Below are 16,972 nucleotides of genomic sequence, written 5' to 3' on the forward strand. Positions count from 1 at the left end.
GCCACTTCCCCATCGAAGGCAACCTGAGCATCGCCGAGGGCCGCTTCATCGCCGTCGAGGCCAACTTCTGGGTCAACCAGCTGGACGGCAACGGCAACGTGCTGCAAAGCGAGCAGTTCAAGCAGAGCAACAGTAACGTCAAAGGCGGCCAGCTGACCTTCCTCGACGGTGGCCACCTGGCGGTGCTGCTGAAGGTCACGGCGCCGGGCACACCGAAAATGCCGGTGATGGACCCGGAGATGATGGAGCAGTAAAGCCATGAAACACGACGCCGCCGAGCTGGCGAACGCCTATCCGAACTGGACTCAATCGTTCAGCGCGGCGGCCCTGCAGCGAGGAGAACGCTATGCCGAGGAAGGCAGGGTCGAACTGGAGGGCATTTATGGGCCGACAGTGGTCGCCAATTGCCAGGGCAGCGGCGACAACCACTACCGGCAAACCATCGAACTGCGCGTGGCGGGTGGCCGCTGCCATGTGCACGGCGAGTGCGATTGCCCGGTAAGAAAGAATTGCAAGCATTGTGCGGCTGCACTGTTCTCCATCACCCCTCACTCCCACGGCAGTGCAACCACGCCAGTCAGCCAGGCCAGCTTGCCTGCCGAACTGCAACACTGGCTGAACGGCCTGGAGCAGGCCCCGCCCAAAGCCGCCTCGACCGAGGACAAACGCGGGCGCATGGTTTGCTATGAGCTGCAGCTGGCCGATGATGCCGGCTGCGCCTTGCAGGTGCGCAAGGGCACGCGGACCGAAGAAGGCATCCGCTTCAGCCGCGTGCAGTCGCTCTACGACTTTCTCTATGAGCCCCCGCGCTTCGTGACGGAAGAAGACACCCGCATTCTGCGCCTGCTCTCGGCCCTGAATCAGGGCGGCGGCCAGGATCGCGGCTACAAGCTGAAGGGCCATGAAGGTGGCGAGTTGTTCCAGCGCGCCCTTGAAACCGGGCGCATGTTCTTCGACCCCACACGTGAGCTGCTGCATGAAGGCCCCGTGCGCCGTGGCGAGTTTCGCTGGGTGCGCCAGAACAACGGAAACTACCGAGGCCTCTGGTACAACGGCGAGGACATGCTGCGCTGCGTCATCCCCCTGTTGCCGCTCTACTATTTCGATGTCATGACAAAAGAGGTAGGCAAGGTCGAGCACAGCCTTGATCCGCACGTTGCCGTGCAGCTGACCATTGCGCCCGATGTACCCGAGCACTTGGTAGTACCGCTCAGCCACAAGCTCAATGCCCTTAGCCACAACGTGCCAACCCCGACGCAAGTGCAGGAACAGTTGCTGGACGATATCCCGCCGACGCCCCTGCTGGCCCTCGGCAGCCTCGAATACACCGCCTACATGCCGAAAACCGGTCGCATGCAGCGGCAAATGCAACATCGGGCCGCATTGGCGTTCAACTACGACGGCCTGCACGCCAGCGGCAGCGACGACAAGCCGCTGACCCGCCTGGCGGGCAGTACCAGCCAGCGCATCCGCCGCCAGCCCCAGGCCGAGCAGGCGCTGCGCAAGCTGCTGCGCGATTTCGGTTTCAAGGCCGCCACCCGGCAGAGCAAGGCTCTGCCCGACAGCGCCGGCGAAATGTACCAGCTAGCCGACGACGAAGCGTGGCTGCACTTTGCCCGCGAAGGCCTGCCACGCCTGCGCGACGCGGGCTGGGCCATCGACATCCACCGCGACTTCGCTTTCAACTTGCAGGAGGTGGACGACTGGTACGCCACCATCGACGAAGCGCCCGGCCATGAATGGTTCGACCTGGAACTCGGCATCGTGGTCGATGGCCAGCGCCACAGCCTGCTGCCGATCGTGCTGCAACTGCTGCGCAGCAGCCCGGAACTGCTGCGCCCCAGCGAACTGGCCCGACGCAGCGACGACGAACACCTGCTGCTCGACCTCAACCGCGGCCGCGTCGACACCCCGGCCCTGCGTGTTGCCCTGCCCTACGGCCGGGTCAAGGCCGTGATGGCCACGCTGGGTGAGCTCTACCTGCACGAACACACCCCAGGCCCGTCGCTGCGCATGGAGCGTGCCGACGCCGCGCGCCTGAACGAAATCGACGGCCTGGCCCTGCGCTGGGAAGGGGGCGAGCACGTGCGCGACCTGGGCCGCCGCCTGCGCGATGCCCGCGACCTTCAGATGGCGCCACCCACCGGGCTTCACGCCAGTTTGCGCCCCTACCAGCAGCAGGGCCTGAACTGGCTTCAGGCGCTGCGGGAGATGGACACCGGCGGCATCCTCGGTGACGACATGGGCCTGGGCAAGACCTTGCAGGCCTTGGCCCACCTGCTGCTGGAAAAGGAGTCCGGGCGCCTGAGCGCACCGGCCCTGGCAGTCATGCCCACCAGCCTGATACCGAACTGGCTCGACGAAGCCCAACGCTTCGCACCCGGCTTGCGGGTGCTGGCGTTGCACGGGCCGGGGCGCAGCAAGCACTTCGCCAACCTGCACGAATACGACCTGGTGCTGACCACCTACGCCCTGGTGCCGCGCGACCTCGAGCAGCTTCGCGCACAGCCGTGGCATGTGCTGGTGCTCGACGAAGCGCAGAACATCAAGAGCAGTACCAGCAAGGCCGCCCTCGCCGTCTGCGAACTGCAGGCTAGCCAGCGCCTGTGCCTGACCGGCACGCCGATGGAAAACAACCTCGGCGAGCTGTGGTCGATCTTCCACTTCCTGATGCCCGGCTGGCTTGGCGACCTGAAGCGCTTCAACCAGGATTACCGCAACCCGATCGAACGCCATGGCGATGCCGAGCGCCTGGCCCACCTGGTCATGCGCATCCGCCCGTTCCTGCTGCGTCGCACCAAGGAACAGGTGGCCACCGAACTGCCCGCCAAGACCGAGATGGTGCACTGGGTCGAGCTCAGCGATGCCCAACGCGACACCTACGAAGCGGTGCGGGTGGCGATGGACAAGAAAGTCCGCGACGAGATCGCCCGCAATGGCGCTGCGCGCAGCCAGATCGTGATCCTCGATGCGCTGCTCAAGCTGCGCCAGGTGTGTTGCGACCTGCGCCTGGTCAAGGGCGTGGAAAGCAAAGGCAACCAGGCCGACAAGGGCAAGCTGGGCGCGTTGCTGGAAATGCTCGAGGAGCTGCTCAGCGAAGGCCGCCGGGTTCTGCTGTTCTCGCAGTTCACCTCCATGCTCGCGCTGATCCAGCAAGAGCTGGAGAAACGCGACATTCGCTACAGCCTGCTGACCGGCGATACCCGCGACCGGCGCACACCGGTGCAGCAGTTCCAGCAGGGCGACAGCGAAGTGTTTCTGATCAGCCTCAAGGCAGGCGGCGTGGGCTTGAACCTGACAGCTGCGGACACGGTGATCCACTACGACCCGTGGTGGAACCCGGCCAGCGAAAACCAGGCCACCGACCGCGCCTACCGCATCGGCCAGGACAAGCCGGTGTTCGTGTTCAAGCTGATCACCCGGGGGACGGTGGAAGAGAAGATCCAGGCGTTGCAGCAGGAGAAAGCTGCACTGGCGGCCAGCCTGCTGGATGGCGGGCAGGCCGGGCAGTGGCGGATGGGGGATGAGGAAATCGAGGCACTGTTTGCGCCGCTGCCTGGGAAGCGCGGGCGGTAGAGCCTGAGTCTTCAGTTGCCTGTACCAGCCTCTTCGCGGCTGAACCCGCGAAGAGGCTGGTACAAGCCTGCATCAACCTCGAATGCGCTGCCACACCTGTGGGAGCTGGCTTGCCGGCGATGAGGCCGGGAAGGTCAATCGACCAGCTGCGCTTCCTTCAACGCCCCCAACGCCTCCAGCCATCGCGGCTGCTGGCGATAATCGGTGCGCGCAAAGCCCTGCCCGCGCATCCGCGCAATCCGCGGCGACGGCTTGACCTTCATGCGCTGAGCCGCACTCAGCGCCAGCTCTGCTGCCGCCCGGTCATTGCAGACCAGGCCCATGTCACAACCCGCGCTCAACGCCGCTTCGATACGGCTGGCCGCATCGCCAACCACATGGGCACCCGCCATCGACAGGTCATCGCTGAAGATCACCCCGTCAAAGCCCAGCTCACCGCGCAGGATGTCCTGCAGCCAACGCCGCGAGAAACCTGCCGGCTGGTTATCGACCTGCGGATAAATGACGTGCGCCGGCATCACCGCTGCCAGCTGCCCACTCAGACGGGCGAATGGCACCAGGTCAGCCTGGCGCAGCTGCGCGAGGCTGCGTTCATCGGTCGGGATGGCGACATGCGAATCGGCCTCGGCCCAGCCGTGCCCTGGGAAGTGCTTGCCACACGCAGCCATGCCGGCGGCGTTCATGCCGCGAATGAATGCACCGGCCAGTTGCGTGGCGCGCTGCGGGTCACCCTCGAAAGCGCGGCTGCCGACCACCGCACTGCGCTGATGGTCAAGGTCCAGCACCGGGGCAAAGCTGAGGTCCAGGCCAACCGCCAGGACCTCGGTTGCCATCAACCAGCCGCATTGCTCGGCGAGGTACTCGGCGTTGGCGTTGTCGGCCAGTGCACGCATGGCCGGCAGCCGCACAAAGCCCTGGCGCAGGCGCTGCACGCGACCACCTTCCTGGTCCACGGCCAGGATCAGCTCAGGGCGGATGGCACGGATCGACGCACACAGTTCGCGTACCTGGCGCGGGCTGTCGATGTTGCGGGCAAAGATGATCAGTCCGGCCACTTCGGGCTGGCGCAGCAGGTGGCGGTCCTCGGCGGTCAGCCATTTACCGGCGACATCCACCATCAGGGAGCCTTGCAGGCTGACGGTCATGGGTAATCCTTCATTGAAGACTCAAGAGAAGCGGCGCTAGCTTAGCCGAAGCGCCCTGCCCCGCCCAGCCTTCAAGCCTTGACGGTGCTGGCGCTGCTTTTGCTGCGGGGGCGCAACTGCGCAGCTGCCATGGCCTGGTCGGTCACGCCGCTCTCGGCGCGCATGCCGGCAGCCAGGAACGGCACCATCAGGCGCATCACCTGTTCGATCGAGGTATTGATGCCGAAATCGGTCTCCGCAATCGCCCGCAATGCCTTGATACCGGACATGCTGAAAGCGGCGGCCCCGAGCATGAAGTGCACACGCCAGAACAGTTCCAGCGGCGGAATCCGTGGCGCGGCCTCGTTGACCAGCAGCATGTAGCGGCGAAACACCTTGCCGTACATGTCTTCGAGGTAGCGCCGCAGGTGGCCCTGGCTCTGGCTGAAGGCCAACCCCAACAGGCGCATGAAGATGGACAGGTCATTGTTGCTGCGTGGCTGCACGACCAGCGCCTGATCGACCAGCATTTCCAGCAGGTCTTCAAGGGTCGGCTTTTGCTCGGGCTTGGCCTGGCGGCGTTCCAGCTCACGCTCGAGGCTGGCGCAGAACGGGCCGAGGAAGCGCGAGAATACCGCCTGGATCAGCGCCTTCTTGGAGCCGAAGTGATAGTTGACCGCCGCCAGGTTGACCCCGGCCTTGCTGGTGATCAGCCGCAGCGAGGTCTCGGCGAACCCCCTTTCCGCGAACAGCTGCTCGGCAGCATCGAGAATGCGTTCAACGGTTTCCGATTGGGCCATGACTACTCCGACTACTCCGCCAGACAAACAGGTGTTTGAAACATACGTTTCAGCCCTGCTTCTGTCAAGGTTCGGTGACCGGGCGGTCGCCATTTAAAATCGCCAGGCGCCAGGCCGCAAGTGCCATGCCCGCTGTTTATTACGCCTTTTGGCTTGCAGCGCATCCAGTACTGTATATAATCCCAGTCACTGTACAAAAAGACAGAGCGCTCACCATGTTGAAACTGACGCCACGCCAAGCCGAAATTCTCGCGTTCATCAAGCGCTGCCTGGAAGACAACGGCTTTCCGCCTACCCGCGCCGAGATCGCTCAGAAGCTGGGCTTCAAGTCGCCCAACGCCGCCGAGGAACACCTCAAGGCCTTGGCCCGCAAGGGTGCAATCGAGATGACCCCGGGCGCTTCCCGTGGCATCCGTATCCCGGGCTTCGAAGCCAAGGCCGAAGAAAGCGGCCTGCCAATCATTGGCCGGGTTGCGGCCGGTGCGCCGATCCTTGCCGAGCAGCACATCGAGCAATCCTGCAATATCAACCCCGCCTTCTTCCACCCCCAGGCCGACTATTTGCTGCGCGTCCACGGCATGAGCATGAAGGACGTCGGCATCTTCGACGGCGACCTGCTGGCGGTACACACCTGCCGCGAAGCCCGCAACGGCCAGATCGTCGTGGCCCGTATCGGCGACGAAGTTACCGTCAAGCGCTTCAAGCGTGAAGGCAGCAAAGTCTGGCTGCTTGCCGAAAACCCCGAATTCGCCCCCATCGAAGTTGACCTGAAAGAGCAGGAACTGGTGATCGAGGGCTTGAGCGTCGGCGTCATACGCCGCTGATCCAGGAGGCGTCATGCAGCAGTTCATTCACGCACCCGAACAGGCCCAGTTGCCACTGTTCGAAGCATTTCTCGCACAGCCCGTGCTACCCGGCCTGAAAGCCAGCGAGCTGGCACGCAAGAACATTCAGCCCGAGCTGTTCAGCGAATTGACACTGCGCGGCGCCCCCGGCCACTGCCACAGCCTGCTGGCACCCGTGCTGCGCGAGCTGAGCGAAGAAGACCAGGCCCGCTGGCTAACCCTGATCGCCCCGCCGTCGAGCCTGACCCAGGCCTGGCTGCGCGATGCCGGACTCAACCGTGAACGCATTCTGCTGCTGCAACCTCGCGGCAATCAGAGCCCGCTGCAACTGGCCTGCGAAGCCTTGCGCCTGGGCCGCAGCCACACCGTCGTCAGCTGGTTAGGCAGCGTCAACGCGACTGCACGCCAGCAATTGCTGCGCGCTGCCAGCGCCGGAAACGCACAAAGCCTGAACATCCGCCTCGGCTGATGTTCAGGCTTTGCCTGTTATTTCGAAAAGCCTGATACCGAGCTGCATGATCAATGCAGCACACGTGGGCCTTCATCACGCTCAAGCTCGCCATCCATCAGGCGACCGGCCATCTGCACACCGACACTGAGCATGGCCTTGGCCACTTCCACGTGCTGACCCTGCAGGAATACCTTGGCGTCTTCAGAGAAATCCAGGGTTACCAGGGAGCCCTCATCCTCAGCGCGACGCAGTTCGATGCGGCCATCAGGCAACTCGACAATTTCCAGAAAAGACGTAGACATAAATGGCAGTTCTCCGCGAAAGGCGAATATTGTACCAGCCGCAGCGCCTGTCAGCACTCACTCAACGCGTCGCGGAATCGTCTCACCAAGCCTTTGAGGTTGTTGCGCCAGCTTTCCAGCTCGGCACGTGATAGGGCGGGGTGTTCGCGCTCATCGAGATTTACGGCCTGGATCAGTGGCTGGGTGACGTCGGTTTTCGGTGCCTTCCTGGCGACCGGTGGTCGGAACAAATCGGCATAAGCACCGAGCATTTGCGCCAGCCAGGTTTCGCGCTGACGGGCCAGTTCCAGCAGTTCGGCCACTTCAGGGATGGCGATGCCATTCAACGCGTCGTCAGCCAGCGCTTGCTCGACCGTTGCGGCCACCGGCAGGCGGTAGTAACCACCGATTTCATGGCACAGCCCCAACAACGCGCCGTTCAGGTGGAACAGCGCCGACTCGCGCTCGGCCTGGACCAGGCCCTGGGCGTTCATGGCCTGGCTTTGCTCGGCCTTGGCCATGGACTCCAGGGCCAGGCCAGCGAAGAACAGTTTCTGGTTGGTGCGGGTGTAGAGTTCCTGGGCCATTTCTATGCCCTCCCATAGGGCTGCAAGGCGAATACACGCATCATAAATGATTGGGGCCGCTTTGCGCCCCACCCCCGGCAAGCCAGCTCCCACAGTGAGGGCATCAGGCCCGAGACCTGCGCTGTACCTGTTAGAGCCGGCTTAAATGATTGGGGCCGCTTTGCGCCCCACCCCCGGCAAGCCAGCCCCACAGAGTTTGCATCAGGCCCGAGACCTGCGCTGTACCTGTGGGAGCTGGCTTGCCGGCGATGGGGCGCGAAGCGGCCCCAATTACAACGCCGTCAGATCAGCGCTTGTCTTCAACCTTCCACGCTTTACCGTCGTAAAACGCCTTCCACCCGGTCGGTTTGCCATCGACCTCGGACTGCACATACTGCTCCTTGGTCTTGCGGCTGTAGCGGATCACCGTCGGGCGGCCGTCGGGGTCTTTCTGCGGCGCATCGCACAGGAAGTGATACTTCGGATCGATCTCATGCTTGTGCGGCACGATCTCCAGCACCAGCGGCGCGCGGGTCTCGCGGTTCTTGGGGAACTGGCTGGCAGCCAGGAACAACCCCGAAGCACCGTCACGCAACACGTAAGTGTCGTCGACCTTTTCGCACTTGAGTTCCGGCATGTCCACCTTGTCCATCTTCGGTGGCGCCGCCTCGCCACTCTTGAGCAGCTTGCGGGTGTTCTTGCACGCCGGGTTGGTGCAACCGAAGAACTTGCCAAAACGGCCGGTCTTCAACTGCATCTCGCTGCCGCACTTGTCGCACTCCAGGCTCGGCCCCTCGTAACCCTTGATGCGATAGCTGCCTTCCTCGATCTCATAGCCGACACAATCAGGGTTGTTACCGCAGATGTGCAGTTTATGTTTCTCGTCCAGCAGGTAGGCATCCATCGCTGTGGCACAGATCGGGCAGCGATGCTTGCCCAGCAGTACCCGGGATTCCGACTCGCCTTCGTCATCAGCGGCGATCTCGTCGCCCGGCACCAGGTTGACGGTGGCCTTGCAGCGCTCTTTCGGCGGCAGGCTGTAACCGGAGCAACCGAGGAATACACCGGTGGAAGCGGTGCGGATCATCATCGGCCGGCCACACTCCTTGCACGGAATGTTGGTCATGGTCGGCTGGTTGGCACGCATGCCGTTTTCGCTGGACTCAGCCGTCTGCAGCTTCTTGCTGAAGTCGCCGTAGAACTCGTCGAGCACGTTCTTCCAGTCACGCTCGCCCTGGGCCACGTCGTCAAGGTTCTCCTCCATGCCGGCGGTGAAGCCGTAGTCCATGAGGTTGGAGAAGCTTTCCGACAGGCGCTCGGTGACGATGTCACCCATTTTCTCGGAGTAGAACCGGCGGTTGTGCAGGGTCACATAGCCACGGTCCTGAATGGTCGAGATGATCGCGGCGTAGGTCGAGGGACGGCCAATGCCGCGCTTTTCCATTTCCTTGACCAGGCTGGCTTCGGTGAAGCGCGCCGGCGGCTTGGTGAAGTGCTGGCTAGGGTCGATCTGCATAAGCTTCAGCACTTCGCCCTGAACCATTTCTGGCAGCACGTCATCTTCGCCAGGCTTGCTCTGCTGCGGAAGCACGCGGGTATAACCGTCGAACTTGAGGATACGGCCCTTGGCACGCAGCTCGAAGTCGCCGGCGGCCACGGTGACGCTGGTGGACAGGTACTGCGCCGGCGGCATCTGGCAGGCCAGGAACTGGCGCCAGATCAGCTCGTACAGGCGCTCGGCGTCACGCTCCATGCCAGTCAGCTTGGTCGGGTGGGTATTCACGTCGGAAGGACGAATTGCTTCGTGCGCCTCCTGGGCGCCTTCCTTGCTGCCATAGACCAGCGGCGCTTCCGGCAGGTATTGCTTGCCGAACTCACGCTCGATGTAGCTGCGAGCCATGTCCAGTGCGTCGGCCGACAGGTTGGTGGAGTCGGTACGCATGTAGGTGATGTAACCGGCCTCATACAAGCGCTGGGCCATCATCATGGTCTTCTTCACCCCGTAGCCCAGGCGGTTACTGGCTGCCTGCTGCAAGGTGGAGGTAATGAACGGTGCCGACGGCTTGCTGCTGGTCGGGCGGTCTTCGCGCTTGACCACGCTGTAGCTGGAAGCCTTGAGCTTTGCCAGCGCGGCCATGGCCTGGGCTTCGTTCAGCGGTTTGAACGCCTCGCCCTTCTCGCGCGCCACCTCGAACCGCACCTTGGCGTCTTTCGCGGTGCCGAGGTCGGCGTGGATTTCCCAGTATTCTTCAGGGATGAACGCGCGGATTTCCCGCTCACGCTCGACCACCAGCTTCACCGCCACCGACTGCACACGGCCAGCGGACAGCCCACGGGCGATCTTCGACCACAGCAACGGCGAAACCATGTAGCCGACTACGCGGTCAAGGAAACGCCGCGCCTGCTGGGCGTTGACCCGGTCGATGTCCAGCTCGCCAGGCTGCGAGAACGCCTCCTGGATGGCCTTCTTGGTAATTTCGTTGAACACCACGCGCTTGTAGCGGGTGTCGTCGCCGCCGATGGCTTCGCGCAGGTGCCAGGCAATGGCTTCCCCTTCGCGGTCCAAGTCGGTTGCGAGATAGATGGTGTCGGCATCCTTGGCCAGGCGGCGCAGTTCTTCGATCACCTTTTCCTTGCCGGGCAGGATCTCGTACTTGGCCTTCCAGCCGTGATCGGGGTCCACGCCCATGCGTGCCACCAGCTGGCGACGAGCCTTTTCTTTCGGCGAAAGCGCCGGAGCCTCACCCGCAGCCTTGCCACGCTTGGCGGCCGGCTCTTTGCTCGCGCTGGCCGAACCGCTGGTGGGGAGGTCTCGGATATGGCCGATACTCGACTTCACCACGTACTGGTTGCCCAGGTACTTGTTGATGGTCTTGGCCTTGGCCGGGGATTCCACAATGACCAGCGATTTGCCCATGGATCGGAGTATTCCTGAATCTGAAGATGAAAAACGCGTCAGGTGCCAGACGCGGCACCGCTATATATAGTGGCAAAAGAGTGAGGTCAAGCGCGGAAGTTCACTCGTGCGACTTGCCCAGCAGCCCAGGCAGCCCTTCTTCGGCCTTGACCAAAGCAAAGCGTGGCACCTGCTCGCCGTCAACCTCGACGGACTCCTGGAACATCGAAAGGGGGCGCACCCAGAAGCTGTAATCACCATACAGGCATTGGTAGAACACCATCCACTCTTCGTTTTCGGAGTGCCGCGCAACACTGAAGACACGGTACTCAGGCCCTTTGTAATGCCGGTAAACGCCTGGTTGTATCTGCATGTTGCCCACCCTCTTGATTAAAACCTGAAAAAACAAAACCGGGGCACAAGGCCCCGGTTGCTGTCCCGCTACGCGATCAGACGCGTTCGAAGACAGTGGTGATACCTTGGCCGAGGCCGACGCACATGGTCGCCACCCCCAGGGAACCGCCATTCTGCTTCATGACGTTGAGCAGGGTGCCGGAAATTCGCGCACCGGAGCAACCGAACGGGTGGCCCAAAGCAATGGCGCCGCCGTGCAGGTTAACCTTCTCATCCATCTTGTCGAGCACTTTCAAGTCTTTCAGCACTGGCAGGGCCTGTGCAGCGAAGGCTTCGTTGAGCTCGATGAAGTCGATATCGGCCATGGTCAGGCCGGCACGCTTGAGGGCTTTCTGGGTGGATGGCACCGGGCCGTAGCCCATGATCGCCGGGTCGACACCGGCCACCGCCATCGAGCGGATCACCGCCAATGGCTGGATCCCGAGGTCCATGGCACGCTGGCCGGACATGACGATCATGCACGAAGCACCGTCGGTGATCTGCGACGAGGTACCGGCAGTGACGGTGCCGCCTTTCGGGTTGAACGCCGGCTTCAGCGACGCCAGGCCTTCGAGGGTGGTTTCCGGGCGGATGGTTTCGTCGAAATCGAACACCTTCAGGAAGCCGTTCTCGTCATAGCCCTGCATCGGGATGATCTCGTCCTTGAACTTGCCTTCGACCGTGGCCTTGTGGGCCAGCTGGTGCGAACGGACGCCGAACAGGTCCTGCTGCTCACGGGTGATGCCGTGCATCTTGCCGAGCATTTCCGCAGTCAGGCCCATCATCCCGGATGCCTTGGCAGCATGCAAGGACAGGTGCGGGTTGGGGTCGACGCCATGCATCATGCTGACGTGGCCCATGTGCTCCACGCCACCGATCACGAACACATCGCCATTACCGGTCATGATCGCCTGGGCAGCGGTGTGCAGCGCGCTCATCGACGAGCCGCACAGGCGGCTGACGGTCTGCGCCGCCGAGGTGTGCGGGATCTGGGTCATCAGCGAGGCCATGCGGGCGATGTTCCAGCCCTGCTCCAGGGTCTGGTTGACGCAGCCCCAGATCACGTCCTCGACCTCTTTCGGGTCGACCTTGTCGTTGCGCTCCAGCAGCTTGCTGATCAGGTGGGCCGACATGTCCTCGGCGCGGGTATTGCGGTGCATGCCACCCTTGGAGCGGCCCATGGGCGTGCGACCGAAGTCGACAATCACCACGTCTCTTGGATTCAGGCTCATATCAAATCTCTCGCTCTAGCTCGTTGACCGCTCAGTTGAAGAAGCGCTGGCCGTTCTTGGCCATTTCACGCAGCTTGGCGGTCGGGTGGTACAGCGGCCCCAGGTCGGCGTATTGATCGGCCAGGGCGACGAATTCGGCCACACCGATCGAGTCGATGTAACGCAGCGCACCACCGCGGAATGGAGGGAAGCCAATACCGTAGACCAGGCCCATGTCGGCTTCGGCGGCCGTCTCCACGATGCCGTCTTCCAGGCAGCGCACGGTTTCCAGGCAAAGCGGCACCATCATCCAGTTGATGATGTCTTCGTCGGTGACTTCGCGCTGCTCGAAGACGATCGGCTTGAGCACGTCCAGCACGGTAGCGTCGAAGACCTTCTTCGGCTTGCCGCGCTTGTCGGTCTCGTAGGCATAGAAGCCCTTGCCGTTCTTCTGGCCCAGGCGGTTGGCCTCGTACAGCGCGTCGACGGCCGAACGGCGCTCATCCTTCATGCGGTCCGGGAAGCCCTCGGCCATCACGTCGCGACCGTGGTGGCCGGTGTCGATGCCGACCACGTCCATCAGGTACGCCGGGCCCATCGGCCAGCCGAACTTTTCCATGACTTTGTCGATACGTACAAAGTCGACACCGGCACTGACCAACTTGGCAAAACCGCCGAAGTACGGGAACAGCACGCGGTTGACCAGGAAGCCCGGGCAGTCGTTGACCACGATCGGGTTCTTGCCCATTTTCTTGGCGTAGGCCACGGTGGTGGCGACCGCCACTTCACTGGACTTCTCGCCACGGATCACTTCCACCAGCGGCATCATGTGCACCGGGTTGAAGAAGTGCATGCCGACGAAGTTTTCCGGACGCTTGAGCGCCTTGGCCAGCAGGTTGATGGAGATGGTCGAGGTGTTGGAGGCAAGGATCGCATCGTCCTTCACCTGACCTTCCACTTCAGCCAGCACGGCCTGCTTGACCTTGGGGTTCTCGACCACGGCTTCGACGACGATGTCGACATTGGCGAAGTCGCCATAGGACAGGGTCGGGCGAATGGCATTGAGCGCCTCGGCCATCTTGGCCGGGGTCAGGCGGCCCTTGTCGACGCGGTTGCCGAGCAGCTTGGAAGCCTCGTTCAGGCCCAGCTGGATGGCTTCCTCGCGGATGTCCTTCATCAGGATCGGAGTGCCCTTGACCGCCGACTGGTAGGCGATGCCGCCCCCCATGATGCCAGCGCCCAGCACGGCGGCCTGTCTCACGTCATGGGCGATCTCGTCATGGGCCTTGGCTTTGCGTTTGAGCTCCTGATCGTTCAGGAACAGGCCGATCAGGCTTTCGGCAACCGAGGTCTTGGCCAGCTTGGCAAAGCCTGCGGCTTCGACTTCCAGGGCCTTGTCACGGCCAAAGTTGGCGGCCTTCTGGATGGTTTTGATGGCTTCGACCGGGGCCGGGTAGTTCGGGCCAGCCTGGCCGGCGACGAAGCCCTTGGCGGTCTCGAAGGCCATCATCTGCTCGATGGCATTGAGCTTGAGCTTTTCCAGCTTCGGCTGGCGCTTGGCCTTGTAGTCCAGCTCGCCACTGATGGCGCGCTTGATCAGGTCGAGGGCACCGGCCATCAGCAGCTCAGGGGCGACCACGGCATCGACGGCACCCACTTTCAGCGCGTCTTCGGCACGGTTTTCCTTGCCGGCGGCAATCCACTCGATGGCGTTGTCCGAACCGATCAGGCGCGGCAGGCGCACGGTACCGCCGAAGCCCGGATAGATCCCCAGCTTGACTTCCGGCAGGCCGATCTTGGCGCTGCTGGACATGACCCGGTAGTCGGCCGCCAGGCACATTTCCAGGCCACCGCCCAGAGCGATACCGTTGATGGCGGCGACGGTCGGCACTTCGAGGTCTTCGAAGGCGCTGAAGATACGGTTGGCTTCCAGGTTGCCGGCGACCAGCTCGGCCTCGGGCAGCTTGAAGTTGTCGACGAACTCGGTGATGTCGGCGCCGACGATGAACACGTCCTTGCCACTGCTGACGATCACGCCCTTGACCGAGGCGTCGGCCTGGATGGCATCGACGGCCTGGCGAAGCTCGTTCAGGGTCAGGCGGTTGAACTTGTTGACGGACTCACCCTTGAGGTCGAACTTGAGCTCGACGATGCCACTTTCAAGAGCCTTAACCGTGATGGCTTTACCTTCGTAAATCATCAACTGATCTCCACGATATGGAAGCTGAACAGTACACGCCGATCGCTGCAGCAGAAGCAGGCCTAGCTGCCCTGCCCCAGGCACACCCGTCAGCGCGCTAGTCGGGAGTATGGCTTGGCGAGATGACATACAAACGCTCAATTCATACGCCCGTTTGATTTGGGTGTGCACACATTCTCCGAAAAGACCGGCGTTGTCAAATGCTCGCGAGCACGGCGAAAACGCGACTTTCCGGTCATTTTGTATCGTCCTGGTACAAAACATGATGACAGTGATCGCCGAGCATTCATGTCAGCGATTGACCACGCGCAGCAGAACACGTTGCAACCATCAGCTTGCGCGACAAGCGTTGGCGGCTACACTGCCACTTGCTTGAATGAATACCCGGCCTGCCTGGCCTTTTCTGCGCAGCAGAACGCAAAGCGGCGACTTGGCACCCCACCCCTTCAGGGGCTCAGCCAAGCCGCCGCTTTGTCGTTATGGAATGTCAGGACAAGGTTTCAAGGACGTAGGCAACATCCTGCAATACAGCCGTATCCCCACGCTCGGTCCAATACAGGGCGATCATCCGCGCATCGGCCTCGACCTTGTAGACGCTCGCGGGCAAGCGCCCCAAGGCCTCCATGAAGCGAGGGTCTTCGCAGGGTTCGCGCCACTGGTTCCACCACACACCCGGGCTGATCTGCCAGAAGCTGAAGCTGTCCTCATGCCCGCGGCGGCGTGCCCGGTGGTACTGCGGGCAAGGGCTTGGCGGCTCCTTTTCCAGCCAGTGCGGCCACTGCTGCGGCGCCAGCTGCATGGCCAGGCCCATGCGCCGTGCTTCCAGGCGCAGCTTCATCTGCTCGCTCTGCTTGCGCGAACTGCGCAACCAGGAAAGCGGGCTGAGAATCAGCGCAAGGATTGACACCACCAGCAATACCGTCATATCAGTAGTTCCCATAAAGCGTTGCAAATGAGCTGGTTAGCCATTTTTCACGGAAGACCCGCCCGAAAGCGACCATACTTCTTCTATCGCGATTGCCAGGAGTACCGCTCATGCAATACGAACATTTGTTGGTCGCCGTCGACCTGACCGAAGAATGCGACCCGGTGATCAAGCGCGCCATGGCGCTGGCCAAACCTTCGAATGCCAAGGTTTCGCTGGTACATATCGTCGAGCCGATGGCCATGGCATTCGGTGGCGACGTGCCCATGGACCTGTCGCAGCTGCAACAGCAACAGTTCGACCAGGCCAAGGAGCGCATGGACCGCCTGTTCAACAAATACCCGGACATACAGCGCGGCGATTCGCACCTGACCTACGGCCAACCGCGCCAGGAAATCCACCAGCTGGCCAAGGACCAGAAGTGCGACCTGATCGTGGTCGGCAGCCATGGCCGCCATGGCCTGGCATTGCTGCTGGGCTCCACCGCCAATGACGTGCTGCATGGTGCGCCGTGCGATGTCTTGGCGGTGCGGTTGCTGAAGAAGGAATGACTTGACCTGGCCCGGCCCTATCGCCGGCAAGCCAGCTCCCACAGGGATACCACACGGCTTGAAACCTGTGGTGTACCTGTGGGAGCTGGCTTGCCGGCGAAGGGCCAGCTCCGGCTGACGACTATCAGCCTTCCAGCTCGGCCCAGCGCTCTACCAGGGCATCCAGCTCGCCCTGCAGTTTCTCGATCTTCGCCAGCACCGCCGAGGTTTCTGCGATCGGCCGCTGGTAGAAGCCCGCCGCATTCACTTCTTCCTGGGCCTCTGCCATGCGCTTCTCGACCTGGTCGATCTGCCCCGGCAGCATCTCCAGCTCACGCTGCAGCTTGTAGCTGAGCTTTTTCTTCGAAGCGTCTTCCGCCACCGCTGCAGCAACTGGCGCGGGCTTGTCCTCGACTTTCTCGACCACTGCGCTGTTGAGCTCGGACTTGCCACCCTTGCTCTCGGTCACGCCCAGCAGTTTCGGCGAGCCGCCCTGGCGAATCCAGTCCTCGTAGCCGCCCACGTACTCACGCACCTTGCCCTCGCCTTCAAACACCAGCGTGCTGGTGACGACGTTGTCGAGGAAGGCCCGGTCGTGGCTAACCATCAGCACGGTGCCTTTGTAGTTGGCCAGCACTTCTTCAAGCAGCTCAAGGGTTTCCACGTCCAGGTCGTTGGTCGGTTCGTCGAGCACCAACAGGTTGGCCGGTTTGCTGAACAGCTTGGCCAGCAGCAGGCGCGCACGTTCGCCACCCGACAATGCCTTGACTGGCGTGCGGGCACGCTGAGGGCTGAACAGGAAGTCGCCCAGGTAGCTCAGCACGTGCCGGTTCTGGCCGTCGATCTCGATGAAGTCACGGCCTTCGGCCAGGTTGTCGATCACGGTCTTTTCCAGCTCGAGCTGGTGGCGCATCTGGTCGAAGTAGGCCACCTCCAGCTTGGTGCCGCGCTCGACCTTGCCCGAAGTAGGCTCCAGGCCGCCGAGCATCAGCTTGAGCAAGGTGGTCTTTCCGGTACCGTTGGCGCCCAGCAGGCCGATACGGTCCTGACGCTGCAGGACCATGGAAAAGTCCTTGACCAGCATCGGCCCTTCGGCGTGATGGAAGCTGACGTTTTCCAGCACCATGACCTGTTTGCCGGACTTTTCCGCCGACTCGATCTGGATGTTGGCCTT

15 protein-coding genes are annotated in these 16,972 nt (G+C 62.6%); 5 read left to right on the forward strand and 10 right to left on the reverse strand.

Annotation, left to right across the window (positions count from 1 at the left end):
* Both HP546_RS13145 and HP546_RS13150 read left to right on the forward strand, forming a co-directional pair.
* Window positions 1-254: CsiV family protein (locus HP546_RS13145; RefSeq protein ID WP_256678474.1), on the forward strand; the 254-nt coding region annotated here is incomplete at its 5' end.
* A gap of 4 nt (window positions 255-258) precedes the next feature.
* Entirely contained in the window at window positions 259-3,576 is a 3,318-nt protein-coding gene (locus HP546_RS13150; RefSeq protein ID WP_172225611.1) for a DEAD/DEAH box helicase, read from the forward strand.
* A gap of 134 nt (window positions 3,577-3,710) precedes the next feature.
* Here HP546_RS13150 and nagZ read toward each other — a convergent pair whose 3' ends face one another.
* On the reverse strand, window positions 3,711-4,709 hold the full coding sequence (gene nagZ / locus HP546_RS13155) for a beta-N-acetylhexosaminidase (RefSeq protein WP_172225642.1): 999 nt from the start codon (window positions 4,707-4,709) through the stop codon (window positions 3,711-3,713).
* A gap of 83 nt (window positions 4,710-4,792) precedes the next feature.
* Window positions 4,793-5,500, reverse strand: a complete 708-nt coding sequence (locus HP546_RS13160) for a TetR/AcrR family transcriptional regulator (RefSeq protein WP_172225614.1) — start codon at window positions 5,498-5,500, stop codon at window positions 4,793-4,795.
* Window positions 5,501-5,715: 215 nt separating this feature from the next.
* On the opposite strand from HP546_RS13160, the gene lexA reads away from it, so the two are divergent.
* Complete coding sequence (lexA, locus tag HP546_RS13165; protein WP_172225617.1) at window positions 5,716-6,324, forward strand: transcriptional repressor LexA; 609 nt, start codon at window positions 5,716-5,718, stop codon at window positions 6,322-6,324.
* A 13-nt stretch (window positions 6,325-6,337) separates the two neighbouring features.
* A complete protein-coding gene (gene sulA, locus HP546_RS13170) occupies window positions 6,338-6,814 on the forward strand; it encodes an SOS-induced cell division inhibitor SulA (protein WP_172225620.1) in 477 nt (158 codons plus the stop codon).
* 50 nt (window positions 6,815-6,864) lie between these two features.
* On the opposite strand, the gene HP546_RS13175 is transcribed toward sulA, so the two are convergent.
* From HP546_RS13175 to HP546_RS13205, 7 genes are all read right to left on the reverse strand, one after another.
* Window positions 6,865-7,098 carry a hypothetical protein gene (locus HP546_RS13175; protein ID WP_003248777.1) on the reverse strand — a complete coding sequence of 78 codons (234 nt, stop codon included), beginning with the start codon at window positions 7,096-7,098 and terminating at the stop codon, window positions 6,865-6,867.
* Between the two features lie 50 nt (window positions 7,099-7,148).
* Complete coding sequence (locus HP546_RS13180; protein WP_172225623.1) at window positions 7,149-7,664, reverse strand: DUF6586 family protein; 516 nt, start codon at window positions 7,662-7,664, stop codon at window positions 7,149-7,151.
* 286 nt (window positions 7,665-7,950) lie between these two features.
* Window positions 7,951-10,560 (reverse strand): type I DNA topoisomerase, encoded by a 2,610-nt coding sequence (topA, locus tag HP546_RS13185; RefSeq protein WP_172225626.1) that lies wholly within the window; start codon window positions 10,558-10,560, stop codon window positions 7,951-7,953.
* 100 nt (window positions 10,561-10,660) lie between these two features.
* Window positions 10,661-10,912 (reverse strand): DUF1653 domain-containing protein, encoded by a 252-nt coding sequence (locus HP546_RS13190; protein ID WP_172225629.1) that lies wholly within the window; start codon window positions 10,910-10,912, stop codon window positions 10,661-10,663.
* Window positions 10,913-10,988: 76 nt separating this feature from the next.
* Window positions 10,989-12,164, reverse strand: coding sequence for an acetyl-CoA C-acyltransferase FadA (gene fadA / locus HP546_RS13195; RefSeq protein WP_172225632.1), 1,176 nt, complete (start codon window positions 12,162-12,164; stop codon window positions 10,989-10,991).
* A 31-nt stretch (window positions 12,165-12,195) separates the two neighbouring features.
* Window positions 12,196-14,343, reverse strand: a complete 2,148-nt coding sequence (fadB, locus tag HP546_RS13200; protein WP_172225634.1) for a fatty acid oxidation complex subunit alpha FadB — start codon at window positions 14,341-14,343, stop codon at window positions 12,196-12,198.
* A 487-nt stretch (window positions 14,344-14,830) separates the two neighbouring features.
* The gene (locus tag HP546_RS13205) at window positions 14,831-15,268 is read right to left on the reverse strand and encodes a hypothetical protein (protein ID WP_172225636.1); all 438 of its coding nucleotides are present in this window, start codon (window positions 15,266-15,268) and stop codon (window positions 14,831-14,833) included.
* Window positions 15,269-15,378: 110 nt separating this feature from the next.
* Here HP546_RS13205 and HP546_RS13210 point away from each other — a divergent pair, with 110 nt between their 5' ends.
* Window positions 15,379-15,819: a universal stress protein gene (locus HP546_RS13210; protein ID WP_172225638.1), complete on the forward strand. Its 441-nt coding sequence runs from the start codon at window positions 15,379-15,381 to the stop codon at window positions 15,817-15,819.
* A 124-nt stretch (window positions 15,820-15,943) separates the two neighbouring features.
* Here the strand turns inward: HP546_RS13210 and HP546_RS13215 are convergent.
* The coding region (locus HP546_RS13215) for an ATP-binding cassette domain-containing protein (RefSeq protein WP_172225640.1) at window positions 15,944-16,972 on the reverse strand (1,029 nt) is incomplete at its 5' end.

Origin of the sequence: Pseudomonas sp. CM25 (assembly GCF_013179705.1) — a bacterium.
Lineage (GTDB): Bacteria > Pseudomonadota > Gammaproteobacteria > Pseudomonadales > Pseudomonadaceae > Aquipseudomonas.